19 protein-coding genes are annotated in these 19,975 nt (G+C 66.5%); 16 read left to right on the forward strand and 3 right to left on the reverse strand.

All coding sequences use genetic code 11. The annotated features are described in order from the left end of the window. Positions 1 to 87: 87 nt before the first annotated feature. A complete protein-coding gene (locus tag HY57_RS04510) occupies positions 88 to 279 on the reverse strand; it encodes a hypothetical protein (protein ID WP_019463869.1) in 192 nt (63 codons plus the stop codon). Between the two features lie 105 nt (positions 280 to 384). On the opposite strand from HY57_RS04510, the gene HY57_RS04515 reads away from it, so the two are divergent. From HY57_RS04515 to HY57_RS04530, 4 genes are all read left to right on the forward strand, one after another. After that, positions 385 to 1,302 (forward strand): LysR substrate-binding domain-containing protein, encoded by a 918-nt coding sequence (locus HY57_RS04515; RefSeq protein WP_019463870.1) that lies wholly within the window; start codon positions 385 to 387, stop codon positions 1,300 to 1,302. A 213-nt stretch (positions 1,303 to 1,515) separates the two neighbouring features. Continuing rightward, a complete protein-coding gene (locus HY57_RS04520; protein ID WP_038579374.1) occupies positions 1,516 to 2,403 on the forward strand; it encodes a class I SAM-dependent methyltransferase in 888 nt (295 codons plus the stop codon). A gap of 38 nt (positions 2,404 to 2,441) precedes the next feature. After that, on the forward strand, positions 2,442 to 2,975 hold the full coding sequence (locus tag HY57_RS04525; RefSeq protein ID WP_019463872.1) for a pseudouridine synthase: 534 nt from the start codon (positions 2,442 to 2,444) through the stop codon (positions 2,973 to 2,975). A gap of 336 nt (positions 2,976 to 3,311) precedes the next feature. Then, the gene (locus tag HY57_RS04530; RefSeq protein ID WP_019463873.1) at positions 3,312 to 3,884 is read left to right on the forward strand and encodes an OmpA/MotB family protein; all 573 of its coding nucleotides are present in this window, start codon (positions 3,312 to 3,314) and stop codon (positions 3,882 to 3,884) included. 52 nt (positions 3,885 to 3,936) lie between these two features. On the opposite strand, the gene HY57_RS04535 is transcribed toward HY57_RS04530, so the two are convergent. After that, positions 3,937 to 4,731: a TatD family hydrolase gene (locus HY57_RS04535; protein ID WP_019463874.1), complete on the reverse strand. Its 795-nt coding sequence runs from the start codon at positions 4,729 to 4,731 to the stop codon at positions 3,937 to 3,939. Positions 4,732 to 5,048: 317 nt separating this feature from the next. Here HY57_RS04535 and gspE point away from each other — a divergent pair, with 317 nt between their 5' ends. From gspE to gspD, 11 genes are all read left to right on the forward strand, one after another. Then, positions 5,049 to 6,782, forward strand: coding sequence for a type II secretion system ATPase GspE (gene gspE, locus HY57_RS04540; RefSeq protein WP_019463875.1), 1,734 nt, complete (start codon positions 5,049 to 5,051; stop codon positions 6,780 to 6,782). 225 nt (positions 6,783 to 7,007) lie between these two features. Beyond that, the gene (gspF, locus tag HY57_RS04545; RefSeq protein WP_019463876.1) at positions 7,008 to 8,225 is read left to right on the forward strand and encodes a type II secretion system inner membrane protein GspF; all 1,218 of its coding nucleotides are present in this window, start codon (positions 7,008 to 7,010) and stop codon (positions 8,223 to 8,225) included. Positions 8,226 to 8,267: 42 nt separating this feature from the next. After that, positions 8,268 to 8,693 carry a type II secretion system major pseudopilin GspG gene (gene gspG, locus HY57_RS04550; RefSeq protein ID WP_019463877.1) on the forward strand — a complete coding sequence of 142 codons (426 nt, stop codon included), beginning with the start codon at positions 8,268 to 8,270 and terminating at the stop codon, positions 8,691 to 8,693. A 77-nt stretch (positions 8,694 to 8,770) separates the two neighbouring features. After that, the gene (locus HY57_RS04555) at positions 8,771 to 9,232 is read left to right on the forward strand and encodes a GspH/FimT family pseudopilin (protein ID WP_019463878.1); all 462 of its coding nucleotides are present in this window, start codon (positions 8,771 to 8,773) and stop codon (positions 9,230 to 9,232) included. Continuing rightward, on the forward strand, positions 9,229 to 9,627 hold the full coding sequence (locus HY57_RS04560) for a prepilin-type N-terminal cleavage/methylation domain-containing protein (protein ID WP_019463879.1): 399 nt from the start codon (positions 9,229 to 9,231) through the stop codon (positions 9,625 to 9,627). Before HY57_RS04555 ends, HY57_RS04560 begins: the two co-directional genes overlap by 4 nt. Then, a complete protein-coding gene (locus HY57_RS04565; RefSeq protein ID WP_019463880.1) occupies positions 9,624 to 10,307 on the forward strand; it encodes a prepilin-type N-terminal cleavage/methylation domain-containing protein in 684 nt (227 codons plus the stop codon). Before HY57_RS04560 ends, HY57_RS04565 begins: the two co-directional genes overlap by 4 nt. An 8-nt stretch (positions 10,308 to 10,315) precedes the next feature. Beyond that, positions 10,316 to 11,164 (forward strand): general secretion pathway protein GspK, encoded by an 849-nt coding sequence (locus HY57_RS04570; RefSeq protein WP_026033690.1) that lies wholly within the window; start codon positions 10,316 to 10,318, stop codon positions 11,162 to 11,164. Continuing rightward, positions 11,161 to 12,327 carry a PilN domain-containing protein gene (locus tag HY57_RS04575; RefSeq protein WP_019463882.1) on the forward strand — a complete coding sequence of 389 codons (1,167 nt, stop codon included), beginning with the start codon at positions 11,161 to 11,163 and terminating at the stop codon, positions 12,325 to 12,327. Before HY57_RS04570 ends, HY57_RS04575 begins: the two co-directional genes overlap by 4 nt. After that, positions 12,324 to 12,965 carry a type II secretion system protein GspM gene (gene gspM, locus HY57_RS04580; RefSeq protein ID WP_019463883.1) on the forward strand — a complete coding sequence of 214 codons (642 nt, stop codon included), beginning with the start codon at positions 12,324 to 12,326 and terminating at the stop codon, positions 12,963 to 12,965. The genes HY57_RS04575 and gspM overlap by 4 nt, the downstream gene beginning before the upstream one ends. Beyond that, positions 12,962 to 13,693 carry a hypothetical protein gene (locus HY57_RS04585; protein WP_038579379.1) on the forward strand — a complete coding sequence of 244 codons (732 nt, stop codon included), beginning with the start codon at positions 12,962 to 12,964 and terminating at the stop codon, positions 13,691 to 13,693. The genes gspM and HY57_RS04585 overlap by 4 nt, the downstream gene beginning before the upstream one ends. Before the next feature lie 3 nt (positions 13,694 to 13,696). Beyond that, on the forward strand, positions 13,697 to 16,114 hold the full coding sequence (gene gspD / locus HY57_RS04590; RefSeq protein WP_019463525.1) for a type II secretion system secretin GspD: 2,418 nt from the start codon (positions 13,697 to 13,699) through the stop codon (positions 16,112 to 16,114). 437 nt (positions 16,115 to 16,551) lie between these two features. Here the strand turns inward: gspD and HY57_RS21125 are convergent, their stop codons facing one another. Beyond that, complete coding sequence (locus tag HY57_RS21125) at positions 16,552 to 16,767, reverse strand: hypothetical protein (RefSeq protein WP_081870085.1); 216 nt, start codon at positions 16,765 to 16,767, stop codon at positions 16,552 to 16,554. Positions 16,768 to 17,387: 620 nt separating this feature from the next. Here HY57_RS21125 and hrpB point away from each other — a divergent pair. Further along, positions 17,388 to 19,904, forward strand: coding sequence for an ATP-dependent helicase HrpB (gene hrpB, locus HY57_RS04595; RefSeq protein ID WP_026033898.1), 2,517 nt, complete (start codon positions 17,388 to 17,390; stop codon positions 19,902 to 19,904). Positions 19,905 to 19,975 lie beyond the last annotated feature (71 nt).

Genomic DNA, 19,975 nt, shown 5'->3' on the forward strand with positions numbered 1-19,975 from the left:
AGATGCCGCTTTATTGAAACGCCCAGAAGATTTTGAACAGGCTCCTAAGAGCATGGCGCCAGCTCATCGGGCCGGCGGCGCGGTTTGTCAGCCGCAGCCGCCATGGGCCAGCTTGGACGGAGCCAGGCTCTTGCGCACCGTCGCCAGCAGGGTGGGCTTGCGCTCGCGTTTGCCCGTGGGGCGGGACGTTGGTGCAGGGGTGTTGGCCAGTCGACGGGCCAGTTCCGGGTCCGTGATGTGGCCATGCAGGAACAGCATGTTCGTGAACAGCGAGCTCATGACATCCTCCCGTTGTGCCATCGTTTGAGCACTCGCTCAAGATAGATCTCTCGCAGTGCGCGAAAAAGCGATATATTCGCAAGCCAGCCTTGAGGGATATTCAAGATGGCGCGCGTCTCGCTGGATCTCCTCCAACAATTCGTGCAGGTGGCCCGGCTGGGCAACCTCTCGCGCGCCGCGGAGCAGGCCAACCTCACCGTCAGCGCGCTCAGCCATCAGGTGCGGCAGCTGGAGCAGCGCCTGGAGCGCAAGCTGTTCGAACGCGGTCCGCGTGGCGTGCAGCTCACCAATGAAGGCCGGCGCCTGCTGGAAGCGGTGGGGCACCACTTCGAAGGCATCGATCGCGCCATGGCTGGATTCCGCTGCCGGCGCGACGACGTGCTCACGCTCAGCGCCATTCCCGGCGTGATGTCGAGCTGGCTGGTGCCGCGCCTCGCGCGACTGGTGGCGGCGCACCCGGAGCTCCAGCTCAACCTGCAGTCCAGCGTGGAGCTGGTCAATTTCGAGCGGGACCCGGTGGACGCGGCCGTGCGCTACGGCCGCGGCCCATGGCCGGGCCTGATCACCGAACGCCTGTTCGGCGAATGGATCGCGCCGGTGGCCTCACCCGCGTTGCTGGAACGCATGAGCGATACCGATCCCAACGACCTCGGCCAATGGCCCTTGCTGGGTGACCCGGGCGACCGCTGGCGTGACTGGTTCGCGCAGACCCGCGGCGAACCGCCGCCGCGCTACGTGGCGCATTTCGACAACACCGACGCGCTGCAGCGTGGCGCGCTGGAGGGCATGGGTGTCGCGCTGGGGCGCATGGTGATGGCGCGCCCGCTGATCGAGGCCGGCTTGCTCACGGTGTTGGGTGACCGCTACCAGCAGATTCCGGAGGCGTACTTCCTCGTCTATCCCGAGCACGCGAAGGATCACGCCGGCCTGCGCACGTTCCGCGAGTGGCTGCTGTGCGAGGCCGGCAAATACGCCGAGGCCATGTCGTATGCCACCGGCAACAATGGCAACGTCATCGCCTAGTCGCGTCGCAGGAGTTCTCCCTGGGGGTTCCCACAACGAAGCGCTGTTCCACCGGCACGGAGCTGGCGAAAGACCACCTCCAGCTTTCCATGCTCCACTAGGCCATTCGGAGAGTACCCATCGCGCCTATCCACCGTTTGTATACATGGTGGCCGGCAAGCTGCTCCCGTTATGCTGTGCCTGTTTTCCCGCCGTTTTTGCTAGGGGTTTTCGATGAATAGCCGTGTGTTCCTGGGGCTGGCAGCCGTGCTGCTGGCGGCCTGCAGTGGCAACTCCGCGCCGGCCGCCGCGCAAGTACAGGACCAGCCGGCCGCCCTCGTGCCGCCTACCAGCGCCAGCGATTTCACCGCGACGCAGCTCGACCAGGACATCGCCGGCGACTGGCGTTCGCAGGAACACAAGGCGCGCGACGTGTATCGCCATCCCAAGGCGACGTTGCAATTCTTTGGCATCCGTCCCGACCTCACCGTGGTCGAGATCACGCCCGGTGGCGGCTGGTACACCGAGATCCTCGCGCCGCTGCTGCGCGACAACGGCCACTACATCGCGGCCACGGCCAAGCCCGCCGTCGATGGCGAGGCGAGCCGCGACCTCAGCGGGCTGAAGGCGAAGTTCGCCGCCGATCCCGCGCATTACGGCAAGGCGCAGCTGGTGGAGTTCGATCCGAAGGCGCCTTCCTTCGGCGCGCCCGGCTCGGCTGACATGGTGCTGACCTTCCGTAATGTCCACAACTGGGTGGATGCCGACACCGCGCCCGCCATGTTCAAGGCGTTCTACACCGTGCTCCGGCCGGGTGGCGTGCTGGGTGTGGAAGATCATCGCGCGGCCGACAACGCCAGCCTGGCCACCGTGAAGGACAGTGGCTACCTGCCCACGAACGTGGTGGTCAAGCTCGCCACTGACGCCGGTTTCCAGTTGCAGGAATCGAGCGAGATCAACGCGAACCCGAAGGACACCAAGGATTATCCCAAGGGTGTGTGGACCTTGCCGCCGACGCTCACCTTGGGCGACCAGGATCGCGCCAAGTACCTCGCCATCGGCGAATCGGACCGCATGACCCTGCGCTTCGTGAAACCCGACGCGTCCGCGTCGCATCATTAAAAAAACAGCGGCACGGATCCGTGCCGCCTATCCGCTGCATGCTTATCGCGCTCAATAAACCCTATGGCGTCCTTTGCCAGTTCAGCGATGCGGACGGTCGTCCCACGCTGGCGTCTTATGTCAAGCAAAAAGACGTCTATCCAGCCGGGCGCCTGGATCACGACAGCGAAGGCCTGCTACTGCTGACCGATGACGGTCGCCTTGCGCACAAGCTCACCGATCCACGGCACAAGGAAGCCAAGACCTACCTGGTGCAGGTCGACGGCCAGATCACGGATGAAGCCATGGCAGCGCTTCGTCGCGGTGTCGTACTCAACGACGGTCCCACGCTGCCCGCTCATGCAGAGCATGCGGTGGAACCCGAGTGGTTGTGGCCACGCGATCCCCCCGTGCGCTTTCGCAAGCTCATTCCCACCAGTTGGTTGCGTATCACCCTGCGCGAGGGTCGCAACCGACAGGTGCGTCGCATGACGGCATCGGTGGGTTTCCCCACGCTGCGGCTCATTCGCGAACGCATCGGACCGTATGCGCTGGACGGACTCGAGCCGGGACGCGTGCGCGTTGTGGGCTGAGGTCGATAGACGCAACTACCGTAGTTCTACGGTATCGGCTGGACACGCAACGCAACGAGACGTCGATGCTTTGACGTCGCGATCACCGTTAGGTCATTTCAATAAGTCGCTGCTCGTGGTGTCGCTGCGAACTGCGACGCATGGCATGGTCCCTTGAAAGCAGCTGCGGGAATAAGAGGCTTCGACTGATACCTGCCAGCCATAAATGAGAGGAATCCATCGATTCCATGGCTTCGTTGTGCAGCCGCGCTTCGCTAAAGTTTTTTACGTCCGGACGCAGGGTTGCTTGCGACTCTGCGCATGTGGTCGCCAGTCATCGAAATCAAAGGAGTGGTTATGTACGTATTGCGTATGGCCGTGCTGGCCTGTGCTGTCGCCGTCGCCGCGGGTTGCGTCTCCGAGAGCACCTACAAGAAGGAAGAGGCGCAGGCGAATCAATACAAGGCGGAGGATGGCCAGCTGACGGCGTTGAACCAGCAGCTCTCCTCCAAGCTCAGCAAGGACGAGGCGACCATCCAGCAGCTCAACGGCGAGCTGAAGGTCACCGTCGTCAATCAGGTGCTGTTTGCCGAAGGTGGCTACGCGCTCAACGGCACGGGTGAGAAAACACTCGACAAGATCGCGCCCACGCTGGCCACCTTGAGCAAACAGCGCGTTGCCGTGGAGGCGTTTACCGACAACGTGCCGATCGGCGAGGCATTGAAGGCGCGTTTCCCCAGCAATGTGGAACTCTCCTCCGCCCGCGCGGACGAGGTGGTTCGCTACCTGGGCAAGAAGGGCGTGCCGGATCGCCTGATGTCGGCGCAGGGCTTCGGTGAGCGCCACCCGGTGGCGAGCAACGATACAGCGGAAGGGCGTGCGCAGAACCGCCGCGTGGAGATTGTCATCACCAACGCACCCTTGCAGTAAGCAGGCTTCTTCGCCGGAACGCAAAAGCCCCGCCATGGCGGGGCTTTTGCGTTCAGATGCCTGGCAATCCGAAGAACGCCCGCGCCGTCGCGGTGGTGTGTGTCGCCGTCTCCTGCCAGGACTCGCCACGGTCGCGCGCGATTTCCTCACAGATGTGCCGCAGATACATCGGCTCATTGCGCCGGTGCGAAGGCGGCGGCTTCACCGTGCGTGGCAGCAGATAAGGCGCGTCCGTCTCGATCATCAGGCGATGGGCGGGAATGTCCTTGACCAGCTCGCGCAGGTGCGTGCCGCGGCGCTCATCGCAGATCCAGCCGGTGATGCCGATATGACAATCGAGGTCCAGGTAGTCGCGCATGGCCTCGCCGGTGTCGGTGAAGCAATGCACGACCGCGCCCGGGATCTTGTCGCGATAGCGACGCAGCAGCGCAACGAAATCGTGGTGCGCATCGCGCTGGTGCAGGAACAAGGGCTTCTGCGTATCCACGGCGATCTGCAATTGCCGCTCGAACACGGCCAGCTGCACGTCGCGCGGCGAATAGTTGCGGTTGTAGTCCAGGCCGGTTTCGCCTACCGCCCGCACCTCGGGATGCGTCGCCAGCTCGCGCAGCCATGCGTCGGTGGCGTCGTCGTAGTCGATGGCATGGTGTGGATGCACGCCTGCCGTCGCAAAGAGCAGGCCGGGGTGCGCCTGGGCGAGTGCCAGCGCATGCGTGCTTCCGTCACGCGATGCGCCGGTCACCATGAGCTGGGCGACCCCATGGTCCTTCGCACGCTGCAGCACAGCATCGAAATCGTGCCGGAACGACTCGTGGGTGAGGTTGGCGCCGATGTCGACGAGTTGCATGGTGGGCTGGCCCAAAGGGCTGATTCTCTCAGGGATAGGGGATCGAGGGAACGTGTTCCGGGTGTGGGGGCGCAAGATATCGCGGCCGAGTGACGGGCCGGCCCGCCACCCTCTGTGGCCCTGGACGTAAGGCGGGAGCCATAAGCCATCGTTACGCTCGGGCAGCGGAACGTTGGCGTCACGGCGGGGTCCGAACCTGTGAGCAAAGGTGAGAAACCTGTGCTCGCGTGCCACTGGGCGGGTGTGTTAACAATGCGCTTTCGGTGCCGTTGGGGGCGACGCCGAAGGTGTCGGACCATCTGGAAACGGGGTGAAGCATGTCGGCAGTTGCCAAGCCGGCGGCCAATGCGGAGGTTGCGGCGACGGACGGTCGCGAGGCGGCGGTCTGTGCGCTGCTGGTCTCCCGTGGGCGGCTGAAGGACACGGATCTCGCCAGGGCCCGTCGTCTGCATGAAGAGTCGCCTGAGGGCACCCTCACCGCACTGATGGCCCGGCTGGGCCTGGTGTCCGAGCGCGACCTGGCCGAGGCTTGGTCCGAACTGCTCCATACGCCGCTGCTGGTCGCCCGCGAGGCGCCGGACATGCCGCCGGCCGAATTGGATGTGTCCGTGCGCTTCCTGAAGCAGCAGCACGTGGTGCCGGTGCGCGTGGGCGAGGACGGGCTGGCGCTGGTGGTGTCCGACCCGGCCGATCCGTACCCGCTCCAGGCCATGCAGCTGGCCGCCGGCCGGCCGGTGGCACTGCGCATCGGCCTGCGCTCGGAAATCGACGATCTGATCGAGCGCTACTACGGCTCCGGCCGTTCCGCGATGGGCGCCATCGTGGAGAACCTCGACGGCAGCGCCGCCGTGGAAGACGACGTGGAGCACCTGCGCGACCTCGCGTCCGAGGCGCCGGTGATCCGCCTGGTCAACCTCATTCTCCAGCGCGCGGTGGAACAGCGCGCGTCCGACGTGCACATCGAGCCGTTCGAGAACCGCCTGAAGGTGCGCTACCGCATCGACGGCGTGCTGCACGAAGTGGAAGCACCGCCGTCCAGCTCCACCGCCGCCGTGATCTCCCGCGTGAAGATCATGGCCAAGCTCAACATCGCCGAGCGCCGCCTGCCGCAGGACGGTCGCATCCAGCTGCGCGTACAGGGCAAGGAGCTGGACTTGCGTGTGTCCACCGTGCCCACGAGCTTTGGCGAATCGGTGGTCATGCGCATTCTCGACCGCGAGTCGGTGGTGTTCGATTTCGCCTCGCTGGGCTTCACCAGCCACTTCCAGCAGCGCTTCATCGACGTGCTGGAGCGGCCGCACGGCATCCTGCTGGTCACCGGCCCCACGGGTTCGGGCAAGACCACCACGCTGTACACGGCGCTGGCCAAGATCAATACGCCGGACGTCAAGATCATCACCGTCGAAGATCCGGTGGAATACCAGATCGAAGGCATCAACCAGATCCAGGTGAAGCCGCAGATCGGCCTGGACTTCGCTGGCGCCCTGCGCTCCATCGTGCGCCAGGACCCGGACGTGATCATGATCGGCGAAATGCGCGACCTGGAAACCTGTCGCATCGCCATCCAGTCCGCGCTCACCGGCCACCTGGTGCTGTCCACCCTGCACACCAACAGCGCGGCGGGCGGCATCACGCGCCTGCTCGACATGGGCGTGGAGGATTACCTGCTCGGCTCCACCGTCAACGGCATCCTCGCGCAGCGCCTGGTGCGCCGCCTCGATCCGGAAACCGCCATTCCGTACGAGGCGCTGCCGGAAGTGATCGAGGAATTCGAGCTGCACAAATACACCGACGAGCGCCCGATCCGCCTGTGGAAGCCGGGCAGCAGCGCGGCCAATCCCACGGGCTACCGCGGCCGCCGCGCCATCATGGAGTTCCTGGTGATGACCGATCCGCTGCGCCGCCTGGTGATGCAGCGCGCGGACGCCGGCGAGATCGAGCGCGCCGCGCGCGCCGAAGGCATGCGCACGATGTATGAGGATGGCATTGCCAAGGCGGTGGCGGGCATCACCACCATCGAGGAGGTGTTGCGTGTCACGCAGGAGGGTTGATGGTGTCTTTGAAGCCACGGGCGAGACGTTGATGCTTGCAAGAGCCCCCGTGCTTCCTCACCGTCATCCCTGCGAAGGCAGGGATCCAGCGTCTCTGCGTTCGGTGGTGACGCGCATGCACAAGCAAAAGTCACTGGATCCCTGCCTCCGCAGGGATGACGAGCATGTGGCGTTGCCGCGAACGTGGTCGTCATGGGTCCACCGGCACGCGTTGCGAGCCGCACCATGACCCAATTCCGCTACCGCGCCGTCAGCGCTGCCGGCGAAGTGCTGCAGGGGCAGATGGAAGCCTCGAGCGTGGAGGAAGTAGTCGGCCGCCTGCAGGACCAGGGCCACACGCCGCTGGATGCCCGCGCTGCCGACAGCGAGGCCGGGGGCGGCGGCATCGCCGGCCTGTTCAAGCGCGGCCCGTTCACCGGCGACCAGCTCGCGCAGTTCACGCATCAGTTGGCGACCTTGCTGGGCGCCGGCCAGCCGCTGGATCGCGCGCTGGGCATCCTGATGGATCTGCCCGAAGGCGCGAGTGCGAAGCAGCTGATCGAGCGCGTGCGTGACCGCGTGCGCGGCGGCACGCCGTTGTCGCAGGCGCTGGATGACGAGCACGGCGTGTTTCCCAAGCTCTATATCAGCCTCGTGCGTGCGGGCGAAGCCGGCGGCTCGCTGGAAGATACCTTGCGCCGCCTGGCCGATTACCTCGAGCGCTCGCAACAACTGCGCGGCAGCATCATCAACGCGCTGATCTATCCCGCCTTCCTGATGGTTGGCGTGCTCGGCTCGCTGTTGCTGTTGCTGGCGTACGTGGTGCCGCAGTTCGTGCCGATCTTCGAAGACATGCAGGTGCCGATTCCGCTGATCACGCAGATCGTGCTGGCGGTGGGCGGCACGCTGCAGACGTGGTGGTGGGCCATCGCCATCCTGCTGGTGCTCGGCGTGCTCATCGGCCGCGCGCGCCTGCGCGATCCGGCCACGCAGCTGGCGTGGCATGCCCGGCTGCTGACCATGCGCGTGGTGGGTCCGTTGATGCTGAAGGTGCAGACGGCACGCATCGCGCGCACGCTGGGCACCCTGCTCAAGAACGGCGTGCCGCTGCTCACCGCGCTCGGCATCGCGCGGCAGGTCACCGCCAACAAGGCCCTGGACGAAGCGCTGGCGCAGGCTTCGGAACAGGTGAAGGAGGGCGCGGGCCTGTCGTTCGCGCTCGCCCAGTCCCAGCGCTTTCCGCGCCTCGCCCTGCAGATGGTGCAGGTGGGCGAGGAAGCCGGCCAGCTCGACACCATGCTGCTCAAGGTGGCCGACACCTTTGAGCTGGAAAGCCGCCGCGCCATCGACCGCCTGCTGGCGGCGCTGGTGCCCGCGCTGACCATCGTGATGACGGTGCTGGTGGCGATCATCATGGCGGCGATCCTGCTGCCCATGCTCGATCTCACCAGCCACATCCAGTAGTGCCCTTTTTGAGCCCCCTTTCGAACGACGATGAGGTACCCCATGCGACAAAGGACTTTCGGCCGTCACCAGGCGGCGCGCGGCTTCACTTTGCTGGAAATGCTGGCGGTGATCGTGCTGATCGGCATCATCGGTGCGGTGGTGGTGACCCAGGTCGGCAAGAACGTCGACAAGGGCAAGTACGGCGCGGGCAAGGCGCAGCTGACCACGCTCAGCCAGAAGGTCGAGAACTACGCGCTGGACAACGGCTCGCCGCCGCAGCAGCTGCAAGACCTGGTGGTGAAGCCGGCCAATGCCCACAACTGGCAGGGCCCGTATGCGAAGGAGTCGGAACTGAAGGATCCCTGGGGTCACGACTTCGGCTACAAGGTGCCCGGTGACCACGGTGCCTTCGACCTGATCTTCTACGGCCAGGACGGCAAGCCCGGCGGCGACGGCTACAACGCCGACGTGGGCAACTGGCAGTGAAAAACCGGGAATCGGGCATCGGGAGCAGGGCATCGGCAAAGTGCCGATGGCCCCGCTCTTCCGATTCTCGATTCCCCATGCCGCATTTCCATAAAACCGCAGGTTTTACGCTGCTTGAAATGCTCGCGGTGATCCTGCTGATCGGCATCGCGGCGGCGGCGGTGGCCGTCTCTGTCACGCAGGGGCTTGCCAGCGCACGCGTGAGCGCGGCCAGCGGCGAGCTGGCCGCGGCGCTGCGCGGCGTCCGCACGCAGGCCATCGTGCATGGCAACGAGCACACGCTCGATGTCGATACGCGCGACAACACCTACCGCGCCGACAACGGCCCGCCGGTGCGCTTGCCCAAGGGCATGCACATCGGCATCACCAGCGCGAAGGAAGATCAGGTCAACAGCCATACCGGGCGCATCCGCTTCTTTCCGGATGGCAGCTCCACCGGCGGGCACATCACGCTGCAGCGCGACCGTCGCCAGTGGCGCGTGAATGTGTCGTGGCTGACCGGTGCGGTCAGCGTGGTCGACGTGGGTGCGAAGTCATGACGCGGCGCATGCGGGGCTTCAGCCTGCTCGAAGTGGTCGCCGCCACGCTGCTGCTCGCCATCGCCTTTGCCGCCCTGCTGAAAGTGGCCGGCGGTTCCATCGAACTGACGCGCAACGCGGATGGCCACAGCCAGGCAGCACTGTGGGCCCGCTCACTGCTGGACACGGTGGACATCACCACGCCCCTGCAGCCCGGGACCACACAGGGGCGCTTCGACGCCAACTACCGCTGGCGGCTGGTGGTAAGTCCCTGGGGGCCCGCGCCGGCCGGGCAGAACAACCTGCCCATGCGCGTGATGAAGCTGGACCTGGACGTCATCTGGGGGCCGCGCCTGCGCGAGCGCTCGGCGCACTTCAGCACCTTGCGCGTATTGGGTCCGGTGAAAACATCATGAAGCCGGTGGCTTTCCGTCGCGCGCAAGGTTTCACCCTGCTCGAAGTGCTGGGCGCGCTGGCGCTGTTTTCCCTGTTGCTGCTGGGCGTCTATTCCGGCGTGCGCACGGCCACGCATACGGTGCGCTCGGGCGAGGCATCGATCGAGCGCGTGGATCAGGTCCGTTCGGCCCAGCAGTTCCTGCGACGTGAGCTGGCGCAGGCGCGCGCGGTGGCACTGGCCCATACGGACAAGGGCGATCCGATCTTCTTCAAGGGCGACGCGCATGAGCTGCGCTTTGTCGCGCCGTTGCCCGGTTACCTCGGCAAGCTGGGGCCGCAATTGCAGCAGCTGAAGCTGGTGCCCAATGGCGACGGCACGTCGCGGCTGGAGGCGAGCTTTGCGCTGATGCCACCCGATGGCGCGGCGCCAAAGTCGCTGGGCGATCCGGAGGTGCTGGTCGATCGCGTGCGCGATGGCCGCTTCAGCTATCGCTCGCCCGACACCGCCGACCGTGCGGGCGAGTGGCGTGGGGAATGGAGTGATACACGCGCCATGCCGCGTATCGTGCGCGTCGCCCTTCAGCTGGATGGCACCACGACATGGCCGCAGCTCGATGCCCCCCTGCGCGTCGACGTGGCGGCGGTGCAGGGACAGGCGGCGGACCTGCTGCAGGGCCTGCAGCGGAGGCCCGTCCAATGAGCGTGGCCGTGCACCGTCAACGTGGCGTGGCCCTGCTCGTGGTGTTGTGGGCGTGCACGCTGCTGGCGATCCTGGTGGGCGGCTACGCGGTGCTGGCGCGCACCGAGGGCCTGCAGGCGCGTTACCAGTTTGCGCAGACCCAGGCGCACTACGCGGCGGAAGCCGGCGTGATGCGGGCCATCTACGCCCTGCAGGATCCCCAGGCGGAGCAGCGGTGGATTCCCGACGGCCGCCGTTATCCGTTCGCGTTCGACGGTGCCAAGGTCAGCATCAGCATCATCAGTGAAACCGGCAAGGTGGATCTCAATGCCGCCTCGCCCGACGTGCTGCAGAACCTGTTCCGCGCCGCCGGCATGTCCGACATGGACGCGCAATCACTGACCCGCAATATCGTCGACTGGCGCAGCTTTTCCTATTCACCGCCGGGCACGGTGCCCAATGCCGCCTACGCCAACGCCGGGCTGGACTACGGTCCCCGGCATGGCCCGTTCGGCACCGTCGAGGAACTGCAGATGGTGCTGGGCATGAATCCCAAGGTCTATCGGGCCGTGGCTTCGCAGGTCACCCTGTGGTCGGGCCGCCCCACACCCGATCCGAACACGGCGCCACCGCTGGCCCTGGCGGCCATTCCCGGCATGACGCCGGCACAGGCGCAGGCCATCGCGGCCTCCCGCGGGAGCGGTGCCCCGCAGCAGGGCCTAGCTGCGATACAGGGAGTGACGCATAGTATTCGTTCGGAGGCCACGCTGGCTGACGGTACGCGCGCGGTGCTGCGCGCGACGGTGCGATTACAGGGCATTCGCCCGGGCGCCTTGCCGTATACCGTGCTGCGCTGGCAGGAGGGAGAGGGAGAATGAGCACGCCACCGCTGCAGTTGCAGTTGCAGCTCGACCGCGCGCGCCGCGCCTGGCGTGGCTCGCCCATGCCGCGCTTCTTCGCGTGGTGGGGCGGCGAGTTGCGGGCGCTGCTGCCGGCCGGCTGGCGCGACCGTTTCGGCGGCGGCCAGGCGTGGTACCTCCTGCAACTGGACGGCGAGGAATGGACCTTGCGCAAGGCGGGCGATGCGCCGGTGCTGGCGCGCTGGAACAGCCAGCTCGATGCAGCCAGCCAGCAGGTGGCGTTCAAGGATGCACTGCGCGGCGTGGACGCCGAAGACCTGCGCATGGCGCTGTGCCTGGATGGCGCGAACGTGCTCCGTCCCCGCCTGAGCCTGCCGCTGGCCGCGCGTGACAATCTTGCGCAGATCGGCGCGTTCGAGATGGATCGCCAGACACCGTTCCGCGTCGAACAGGTGCGTTACGACGTGCGCGAGCTGCGCACGCCAGCGCCGGCCGGCCGCTTCGCCGCGGAGCTGGTGGTGGTGCCGCGCCAGACGCTGGATCCCATCCTGTCGAAACTGACCGCCTCCGGTCTGCCGGTGGATGCGGTGGACGTAGCGGCCGACGCCGATCGCCTGGGCGCCAACCTGTTGCCGGCGGAACTCACGCCGCGCCGCAGGCATCCGCGGCAGCGCCTGAACCTCGCGTTGGGTGCGGCGGCCATCGTGTTGCTGCTGCTGTCGCTCGTGCAATTCCTGCACAACCGCGAGAGCGCACTGGAGCAGATGCGCACCGATGTCGAAGCCATGCGCGCCGATGCGCAGCAGGTGGCGAATCTGCGCCAGCAGTTGCAGGACAACGCCGGTGCCGCAGGCTTCCTTGCCCAGCGCAAGGCGCACACCATTTCCGCGCTGGCCGTACTGCAGGACATCAGCGAACGGCTGCCGACCACGGCGTGGCTGGAGCGCCTGAGCATCGACAACAACGGGCAGCTCGGCTTCCAGGGCCAGAGCCCGCAGGCCGCGCGCCTGGTCGATGCGTTCAAGGGTTCCACCGTCATCACCGATGCGAACTTCCAGGGCACCATCCAGGTGGATCCTTCCACCGGCAAGGAACGCTTCTACATGGTCGCGCAGCTGCGCAAGCCCAATGACGCCAAGGCGGCCAAGGCGGCGCCGGCCACCGCGGGGAGCACCCGATGAAGATGGCCGCGCTCAAGCCTCGCGAAAGCCGCATTGCGGCGGTGCTGCTGCTGCTCGCGGTGCTGGTTCTTGCTTACTTCGCGTTGCTGCACTGGTGGTTCGTGGCGCCCTTGCAATCCATCCACGCGGAGATGGACGACCTGCGCGACACGCATGCGCGCTACGCCGCCGCCATCGCCGAAAAGCCGCAGCTGCAGCAACGCATCGCGGCGATGGGCGCCGGGCAGGCGGCCAGCCATGCCTTCCTGCCGGAAGACGATCCGAACGCCGCCGCCGCGGGCCTGATGCAGCACGTGGTCGATGCCGTCGCCGCACATCCGCAGGGTGGTGCCTGCGATGTCACCCAGAAGATGCCGGTGACCAACCCGCCTGCCGCGCCGGACGAGCCCTATCGCAAGGTGGCCGTGAGCATCAGCCTGCGCTGCGACGTGCAGCCGCTGGCGGAAACCCTGCACGACCTGGAGCAAGGCACGCCGTATCTGTTCGTGGATGACCTGAGCATCTACCGCAATCCGGTCGCCGCGCAGCAACAGGCGACGGCGCCGCTGGAAGTGCAGTTCACCCTGTCCGGCTACGTGCGCCAGCCGCGCGCGGCGGGCGACGCGCAGGGCGATGCCCAGCAGGGAGACGCGCCATGAACGCCGCCGCCCAACGTCGCCTGACGCCTGTCCTTGGTGGTGTGGCCGTGCTGTTCGGCGTGCTGCTGCTGGTGCTGCTTGCCGGCGCGGGGCGTGGCGTGGCCTGGGGCCCGCCGCGTGCGGCCGCGCCGCTGCCGCCCGCGCGCGACCAGGGGCTGCCGCCGCCCGTGCCGCTGGCGCAGTTCTCCGCGGTGTGGACGCAACCCCTGTTCAACAACGACCGCAAGCCGACGCTGCGCGCCGCTTCCGGTGGTGCGAGCCTGGGCGACATGTCGCTTACCGGCATCATCCTTACGCCTGCGCTGCACATGGCGTTGTTGCGCGACAAGAGCGGCGACCACGAAGTGCGCGTGCGCGAAGGCGACACCCTGCCCGACGGCAGCTGGCGTCTGGTGGAGCTGAAGCCGCGCGCGGCGGTGTTCGAGTCGAGCTCCGGCCGCACCGAACTCGAGCTGCCGGCCGGCGCGCCCATCGACATGCCCAAGCCGCCGGGCAACGCGCCGCAGGGCAACCTGCCGCCGGTGCCCGGCGCGATGTCGGTCGTGCCGGTGCCCGCGCCGCAGAACGGCCCCATGCTCAACGTCGGCAGTCCGGCCAATGCACCGAACCCGGTCCTGCAGTCGCCCAACGGCGCGGACTCGCAGGCCGACCGCATCCGCATGTTGCGGGAAACCATCCAGAAGCGCCGCGCCCAACAGCAGGCAGCGACACCCGAGGGAGCCCACTAATCCATGTCCATCCAGCGCACCTCGCGGTTGACCCGCATCAGTACGCTCACCCTGGCCCTGTGGCTGGCCGGCTGCCAGTCGCTGCCGCCAGCGCCCGACGACGGCGCACTGCAGCGCGAGGCCATGGCGGGCACCGAGAAGCCGGTGCCCGCGCCGTTGAACACACGCAACGTTCCGACCGACCAGAACGCCACGCCCAAGCCGCAGGTCACCGAAGGCACCGGCCAGTTCGTGCGCGCCACGGGCCTGGCGCAGCCGCGCAAGGCGGCCAGCGGTGATGGCGCGGTGACCTTCAACTTCGAGAACCAGCCGGTGCAGGCGGTGGTGAAGGCCATCCTCGGCGACCTGCTCAAGCAGAACTACACCATCGTGCCGGGCGTGCAGGGCAACGTGTCCTTCTCCACCTCCGAACCGGTGGACAGCAGCCAGGCCATTCCCATCCTCGAGACCTTGTTGTCGTGGACCAGCAACGCGCTGGTGATGCGCGACGGCCAGTACGTGGTGATGCCGGCGAAGGATGCGGTGGCCGGCAACCTGGTGCCCAGCCTCAACGCCGTGGCGCCGCAGGGCGGCCTGCAGGCGCGGCTGTTCCCATTGCGCTACATCTCCGCCACCGAGATGCAGAAGCTGCTCAAGCCGTTCGCGCGCACCGAGTCGGTGCTGCTGGCCGATCCGTCGCGCAACCTGATCGTGCTGTCGGGCACGCCCTCGGAGCTGGACAACTACCAGCGCACCATCCACACCTTCGACGTGGACTGGCTGCGCGGCATGTCGGTGGGCGTCTTCAGCCTGCAGCACGCCACCGTCAACGAACTGGGCCCGCAGCTGGACCAGATGTTCGGACCCAAGGGCGACACGCCGCTGGCCGGCATGGTGCGTTTCCTGCCGATCGAACGCACCAACGCCATCGTGGTGATCAGCAGCCAGCCGCAATACCTGCAAGAAGTGGGCGGCTGGATCACCAAGATCGACCGCGGTGGCGGCAACCAGCCGGAGCTGTTCGTCTACGACGTGCGCAACATCAAGGCCTCCGACCTCGCCCAATACCTGGCGCAGATCTACGCCAACGGCGGTGGCAATGGCGGCAACGCGGGCAAGGTGGGGCCGGGGCTCAACGGCTCCACGCTGACCTCCAACGAGAATGGCAACGGCAACGTCAGCGGCATGGGCAGCACGGCGGGCAGCTTTGGCAGCTCGCCTTCGGTCAATGGCGTGGGTGGTGGTTTCGGCAGCGCGGGTGGCTTCGGCAACAGCGGCACCGGCAGCACCACGGGTGGCATCGGCGGCACTGGCGCCAACGGTACGAGCGGCGGTTTCGGCGGCAGTGGCATGTCCGGCGGCGCGGCCGGCGGCATGTCGTCGTCGTTCGGCAACAACAATGCGAGTGGCAACGGCAATACCGGGCAGCAATACGTCTCCGAAGACGGCTCCATTCGCATCAGCTCGGTGGATTCGAACAACCAGCTGATGGTGCGCGCGCGTCCTTCGCAGTGGACGGAAATCCAGCAGGCGATCCAGCGTCTGGACAACGTGCCGCTGCAGGTGCAGATCGAGATGCGCATTCTGGAAGTGGATCTGACCGGCCAGCTGGAATTCGGCGTGCAGTGGTACCTGCAGGGCCTGGCAGGCAGCACGCCGACCACGGACAGCAGCGGCAACATCAATGGCGCCACCAATATCCCGCCGGGCATGCACCGCCAGATTTCGCTGGGTTCCGGTGGCAACCAGTATGAAGGCGAGCCGTTCTTCTATTCGTTCCTGAGCAGCAACCGCAAGTTCCAGGTGGCCGTTCGCGCACTGGAAACCAACGGCAACACCAAGACGTTGTCCGCACCGTCGCTGGTGGTGCTCAACAACCAGGTGGCGCATATCGCGGTGGGCGACCAGGTGCCGATCAACCAGACGTCCATCGTCACGGGTCTCAATACCTCAGGCTCCACCGCCACCAGTGTCAGCTATATACCGACGGGTGTGATTCTTGATGTGCAGCCGCGGGTGAATCCTGGCGGCCTGGTGTATCTCAATGTGCAGCAGCAGGTAAGCAACACCACCGGATCCGCCAACTCGCAGGGCAACTACACCATCCAGCAGCGCGCGGTGGGCACGCAGATTGCCGTGCAGAGCGGGCAGACGGTGCTGCTCGGCGGCCTGATCCAGCAGAACGAGAACAACAACGATACGGGTATTCCCGGCCTCAATCGCATCCCGGTACTGGGCCGCCTGTTCGGCACCACCAGCCACAACCGCAACCGCACCGAGCTGATCGTGCTGATTACGCCGCGCGTGATCACGAGCAGTGAGGAGGCGAAGCAGGTGACGGACGAGTATCAGCGCAAGTTTGAATCGCTGGCGCCGTTGCGGGCGGCGAATGGGGCGGCGGGTGGCGGGGCTGGTAATGGTGGGTCGACGTCGCATCCGTGACGGGGATGGGCTTCTCTTCGGGGCGGGCGGGGAACGGCTGGGGGTGCCTGCGACTTTGAGGAGCGAGGGGAGGGTATGGGCTAGGGTCAACCTGGCCTCACCGCTTCGTACCGTCATTCCGGCGTCCCACAGGGACTAGCTTCGCGTCGTAGGCCGGGATCCAGAGCCTCGGTGCTCGGTTGTCGCGTTGTGGCGACCTGGCTCGCCTGCCGCGGGCTTCCGAACTGCTGCCGCAGTCCGGGTCACTTTTCTTTGCTTGCCCAAAGAAAAGTAACCCAAAGAAAGGGCCCCCCGGATGACGCGCCTTCCGGTCTTGCAGCCCGGAAGGTTCGCGGTCGGGTTCCGGGCTTTTCGACGGGGCATCCTGCCCCGACGAAAAGTGCCAGGGATCCCTCCCTGGCACCCCTGCGGGGCCTGATCTCCACCCGCCCGCCGCGTCATACGGGACCCGGTAGGTCAAAAGCCAAAAGCCAAAAGCCAAAAGCCAAAAGCCAAAAGCCAAAAGCCAAAAGCCAAAAGCCAAAAGCCAAAAGCCAAAAGCCAAAAGCCAAAAGCCAAAAGCCAAAAGCCAAAGCCAAAAGCCAAAGCCAAAGCCAAAAGCCAAAGCTAAAAGCTAAAAGCCGAAGCAAGAAGCCGAGCCGTTGGCGAAGCATCCAAAAAGGCGAGTCCCTTGTGGGAGCGCACCCTGTGCGCGACTGGGGCGTCTCGTTGTCACCCGCTCCGTTAGGTTGTCGCGCACAGGGTGCGCTCCCACAGAAAAGAGAAAAGCGGGCGACCGTGCGGGTCCCGACCTCGCCGAAGCGAAGCGAGGCGCTGCTTTAAGTCCTCATCGCGATGACGCGTTGCGAAGCGCTTGGAAATACCCGCTGTGTAGAGGCGAAGGTTGCCAAGCAACGATCTGCCTCACGCGTTCGGGCTTATCCTCGTGAAATGCTGCCAGCTCTGGCTCTCAAGGCCATTTTCTTTGGGTTACTTTTCTTTTGGGCCAGCAAAAGAAAAGTGACTCGGCCTTCGGCAGAAGGTCGAAACGCCCGCTGCGTAAGCGGCCAGATCGCGGGAAGGCACGAGGCGACGACCCACCACTGACGAAACTGGATCCCGGCCTACGCCGGGATGAAGGTTCTTTTGAAGTGGCGAGGCAAGACCACCAACGCCGCCCCGGCAGCGTTCCGCGCGCCGCTTGCCAAGCCAACGCCAGACCAGCGGGGCAATAGAAATACCGCCCCGGCAAGCGCCGCCGCGGCCCGAATCCCCGCCCGTTATCATCTACCCGATGAGCACGCCCCCCTCTTTCCCCATCACCCCCTTGCTGCCCGAGATCCGCGCCTCTCTCGCCGCACACCCGCGCCTGGTGCTCGAAGCACCCCCCGGTGCCGGCAAGACCACCCAGGTCCCCCTGGCGCTGCTCGACCAGCCGTGGCTGGCGGGTGGCAAGATCCTGATGCTGGAACCGCGCCGCATCGCTGCACGGGCGGCAGCGCAGTTCATGGCGAAACAGCTGGGGGAGGATGTAGGGCAGACGGTGGGTTACCGCATCCGCTTCGAATCGAAGATCGGGCCAAGTACACGCATCGAAGTGGTGACGGAAGGCATTCTCACCCGGCTGATCCAGGACGACCCCGAGCTCACCGGCATCGGCGCCATCCTGTTCGACGAATTCCACGAGCGTCATCTCGCCGGGGATCTTGGTGCCGCGCTGGCGCTGGATGTGCAGGGCACGCTGCGCCCCGAGCTGCGCATCGTGGTGATGTCGGCCACGCTCGACGGCGAACGCATCGCGCAGTGGCTGGACGCGCCGCGCATCAGCAGTCCGGGGCGCAGCTTTCCGGTGCGCATCGAGTATCCGGCGGCGCGCACGCAGGAGACGACGGAGCATCACCTGGCTCGCGTCGTGCGGCTGGCGCTGGAGGAAAACGACGGCGATGTGCTCGCCTTCCTGCCTGGCCGCCGGGAGATTGCACGCACCCAGGCCGTGCTCGAATCGTCGTTGGATGAGCGCATCGACATCGTCGCGCTACATGGCGAGCTTTCGATGGCGGAGCAGCAGGCGGCGCTGAGCCCCGCCGAACCGGGTACGCGCCGTGTCGTGCTGGCCACCAACGTGGCCGAGTCCAGCGTGACGCTGCCGGGCATACGCTCGGTGGTGGACAGCGGCTTGGCGCGCGAACCGCGTTTTGATCCCAACTCCGGCTTCACGCGGTTGGAGACGGTGAACATTTCGCAGGCATCGGCCGACCAGCGTGCGGGCCGCGCGGGCCGTGTCGCGGAAGGCACGGCGTATCGGTTATGGCCGCAAAGCAAGCGGCTGGATGTATCGCGTACGGCGGAAATGGCGCAGGCGGAACTGTCGGGCCTGGCGCTGGAAATGGCTACCTGGGGTGTCACGGCCGGTGGCGCCAGCGATCTGCCGTGGCTCGATGCACCACCGTCCGGCGCACTGGCGCAGGCGCGTGAGCTGTTGGTGCAGCTCGGTGCGTTGGCGGCTGACGGACGCATCACCGCACTGGGTCGCGAGATGCTGGAGCTGGGTGCGACACCTCGCCTTGGTGCGGCGGCATTGCGGGCGGAACCGGCGCTTCGTTCCCTCGTTGCCGATCTGCTTGCCCTGATGGAAGCGCGATCGCCCCTGCGGGGCGAGCAAGCGCGTACCGACGATTTCCGCGCCCGTGTAGGCGCGCTGCATGTCTGGCGCGATCGCCACACGGCAGGTGCGCGTGGCGGTGCGGATGGCGGCGCGCTCGCGGCCATCGAGCAGGCCAGCAAGGGGTGGCGCCGCCGATTGGACGTGCGCTCCGCATCGAGCGGCGTGCCGGACAGTCATGCCGTGGGCGACCTGTTGCTGCATGCGTTTCCTGATCGCGTGGCGCGCCGCGACGACAACAATCCGTTGCGCTACACCTTGGCCAATGGCCGCGGCGCGCGCCTGCACGAGAGTACGGCCCTGCATGGCGAGCCTTGGCTGGTGGCGCTGGACGTGCGCTTCGAGGCGCGCGACAGCCTGATCCTGGCTGCCGCGCCCATCGACCTGCGCGTGCTCGAGCGTGACTATCCCTCGCAGTTCAAGCGCGAGCGTGCACTGCGCTGGAACGACGAACGCAACGCCGTCGAGGCCTTCGACGAACATCGCTTCGGCGGCATCGTGCTCGAGCGGCGCAGCGTGCCGGTAAAGCCGGAGGATGCGTTGCCTGCCTTGCTGGCGGCGATTCGCGCCAAGGGGATCGATGCCCTGCCGTGGAGCGAAAACGCACGACGGCTGCGTGCGCGCATGCAGGCCCTGCGCGGGTGGATGCCGGAGCTCGGCCTGCCCGATGTGTCGGATGCCGCGTTGCTGGCCTCCATGGAAACCTGGCTCGCGCCCTACCTGGACGGCAAGCGAAGGCTGGATGCACTGAGCGCCGAGGAGCTTTCGCAGGCCCTGGGCACGCTGTTCGACTACGAACAACGCCGCCAGCTCGATGCACAGGTGCCGGAAAGCCTGACCGTGCCCAGCGGCATGTCACGCCGCCTGGAATATACGGAGGGTGAGCCCCCTGTGCTCGCCGTGAAGCTGCAGGAGCTGTTCGGCCTGGCCGATACGCCGCGCGTCGCCAATGGACGCATTCCAGTCACGCTGCATCTGCTTTCGCCCGCGGGTCGACCTATCCAGGTCACGCAGGATCTGAAGGGTTTCTGGGAGCGCACCTATCCCGAGGTGAAGAAGGAACTGAAAGGCCGCTACCCGCGTCATCCGTGGCCGGACGATCCGTGGACGGCGGTGCCGACGCATCGCGCGAAGCCGCGCGGGACGTGAGCGGAAAAAAGCCGCCGACCTTGCGGTGCGGCGGCTGAGGGGGAAACGCTTGGTTGATGTTTGCGGTGGCT

The organism is Dyella japonica A8, from assembly GCF_000725385.1.
Lineage (GTDB): Bacteria > Pseudomonadota > Gammaproteobacteria > Xanthomonadales > Rhodanobacteraceae > Dyella > Dyella japonica_C.

Bases quoted from the DNA above. Each gene is read 5' to 3' on its own strand.
- gspM (WP_019463883.1), top strand. From the start codon at position 12,324: ATGAAGATGGCCGCGCTCAAGCCTCGCGAAAGCCGCATTGCGGCGGTG.
- HY57_RS04555 (WP_019463878.1), top strand. From the start codon at position 8,771: ATGCCGCATTTCCATAAAACCGCAGGTTTTACGCTGCTTGAAATGCTC.
- gspG (WP_019463877.1), top strand. From the start codon at position 8,268: ATGCGACAAAGGACTTTCGGCCGTCACCAGGCGGCGCGCGGCTTCACT.
- HY57_RS04535 (WP_019463874.1), bottom strand. From the start codon at position 4,731: ATGCAACTCGTCGACATCGGCGCCAACCTCACCCACGAGTCGTTCCGG.
- HY57_RS21125 (WP_081870085.1), bottom strand. From the start codon at position 16,767: ATGCTTCGCCAACGGCTCGGCTTCTTGCTTCGGCTTTTAGCTTTTAGC.
- HY57_RS04525 (WP_019463872.1), top strand. From the start codon at position 2,442: ATGCTTATCGCGCTCAATAAACCCTATGGCGTCCTTTGCCAGTTCAGC.
- HY57_RS04575 (WP_019463882.1), top strand. From the start codon at position 11,161: ATGAGCACGCCACCGCTGCAGTTGCAGTTGCAGCTCGACCGCGCGCGC.
- HY57_RS04530 (WP_019463873.1), top strand. From the start codon at position 3,312: ATGTACGTATTGCGTATGGCCGTGCTGGCCTGTGCTGTCGCCGTCGCC.
- hrpB (WP_026033898.1), top strand. From the start codon at position 17,388: ATGAGCACGCCCCCCTCTTTCCCCATCACCCCCTTGCTGCCCGAGATC.
- HY57_RS04520 (WP_038579374.1), top strand. From the start codon at position 1,516: ATGAATAGCCGTGTGTTCCTGGGGCTGGCAGCCGTGCTGCTGGCGGCC.
- HY57_RS04510 (WP_019463869.1), bottom strand. From the start codon at position 279: ATGAGCTCGCTGTTCACGAACATGCTGTTCCTGCATGGCCACATCACG.
- HY57_RS04560 (WP_019463879.1), top strand. From the start codon at position 9,229: ATGACGCGGCGCATGCGGGGCTTCAGCCTGCTCGAAGTGGTCGCCGCC.
- gspD (WP_019463525.1), top strand. From the start codon at position 13,697: ATGTCCATCCAGCGCACCTCGCGGTTGACCCGCATCAGTACGCTCACC.
- HY57_RS04515 (WP_019463870.1), top strand. From the start codon at position 385: ATGGCGCGCGTCTCGCTGGATCTCCTCCAACAATTCGTGCAGGTGGCC.
- gspF (WP_019463876.1), top strand. From the start codon at position 7,008: ATGACCCAATTCCGCTACCGCGCCGTCAGCGCTGCCGGCGAAGTGCTG.
- gspE (WP_019463875.1), top strand. From the start codon at position 5,049: ATGTCGGCAGTTGCCAAGCCGGCGGCCAATGCGGAGGTTGCGGCGACG.
- HY57_RS04565 (WP_019463880.1), top strand. From the start codon at position 9,624: ATGAAGCCGGTGGCTTTCCGTCGCGCGCAAGGTTTCACCCTGCTCGAA.
- HY57_RS04585 (WP_038579379.1), top strand. From the start codon at position 12,962: ATGAACGCCGCCGCCCAACGTCGCCTGACGCCTGTCCTTGGTGGTGTG.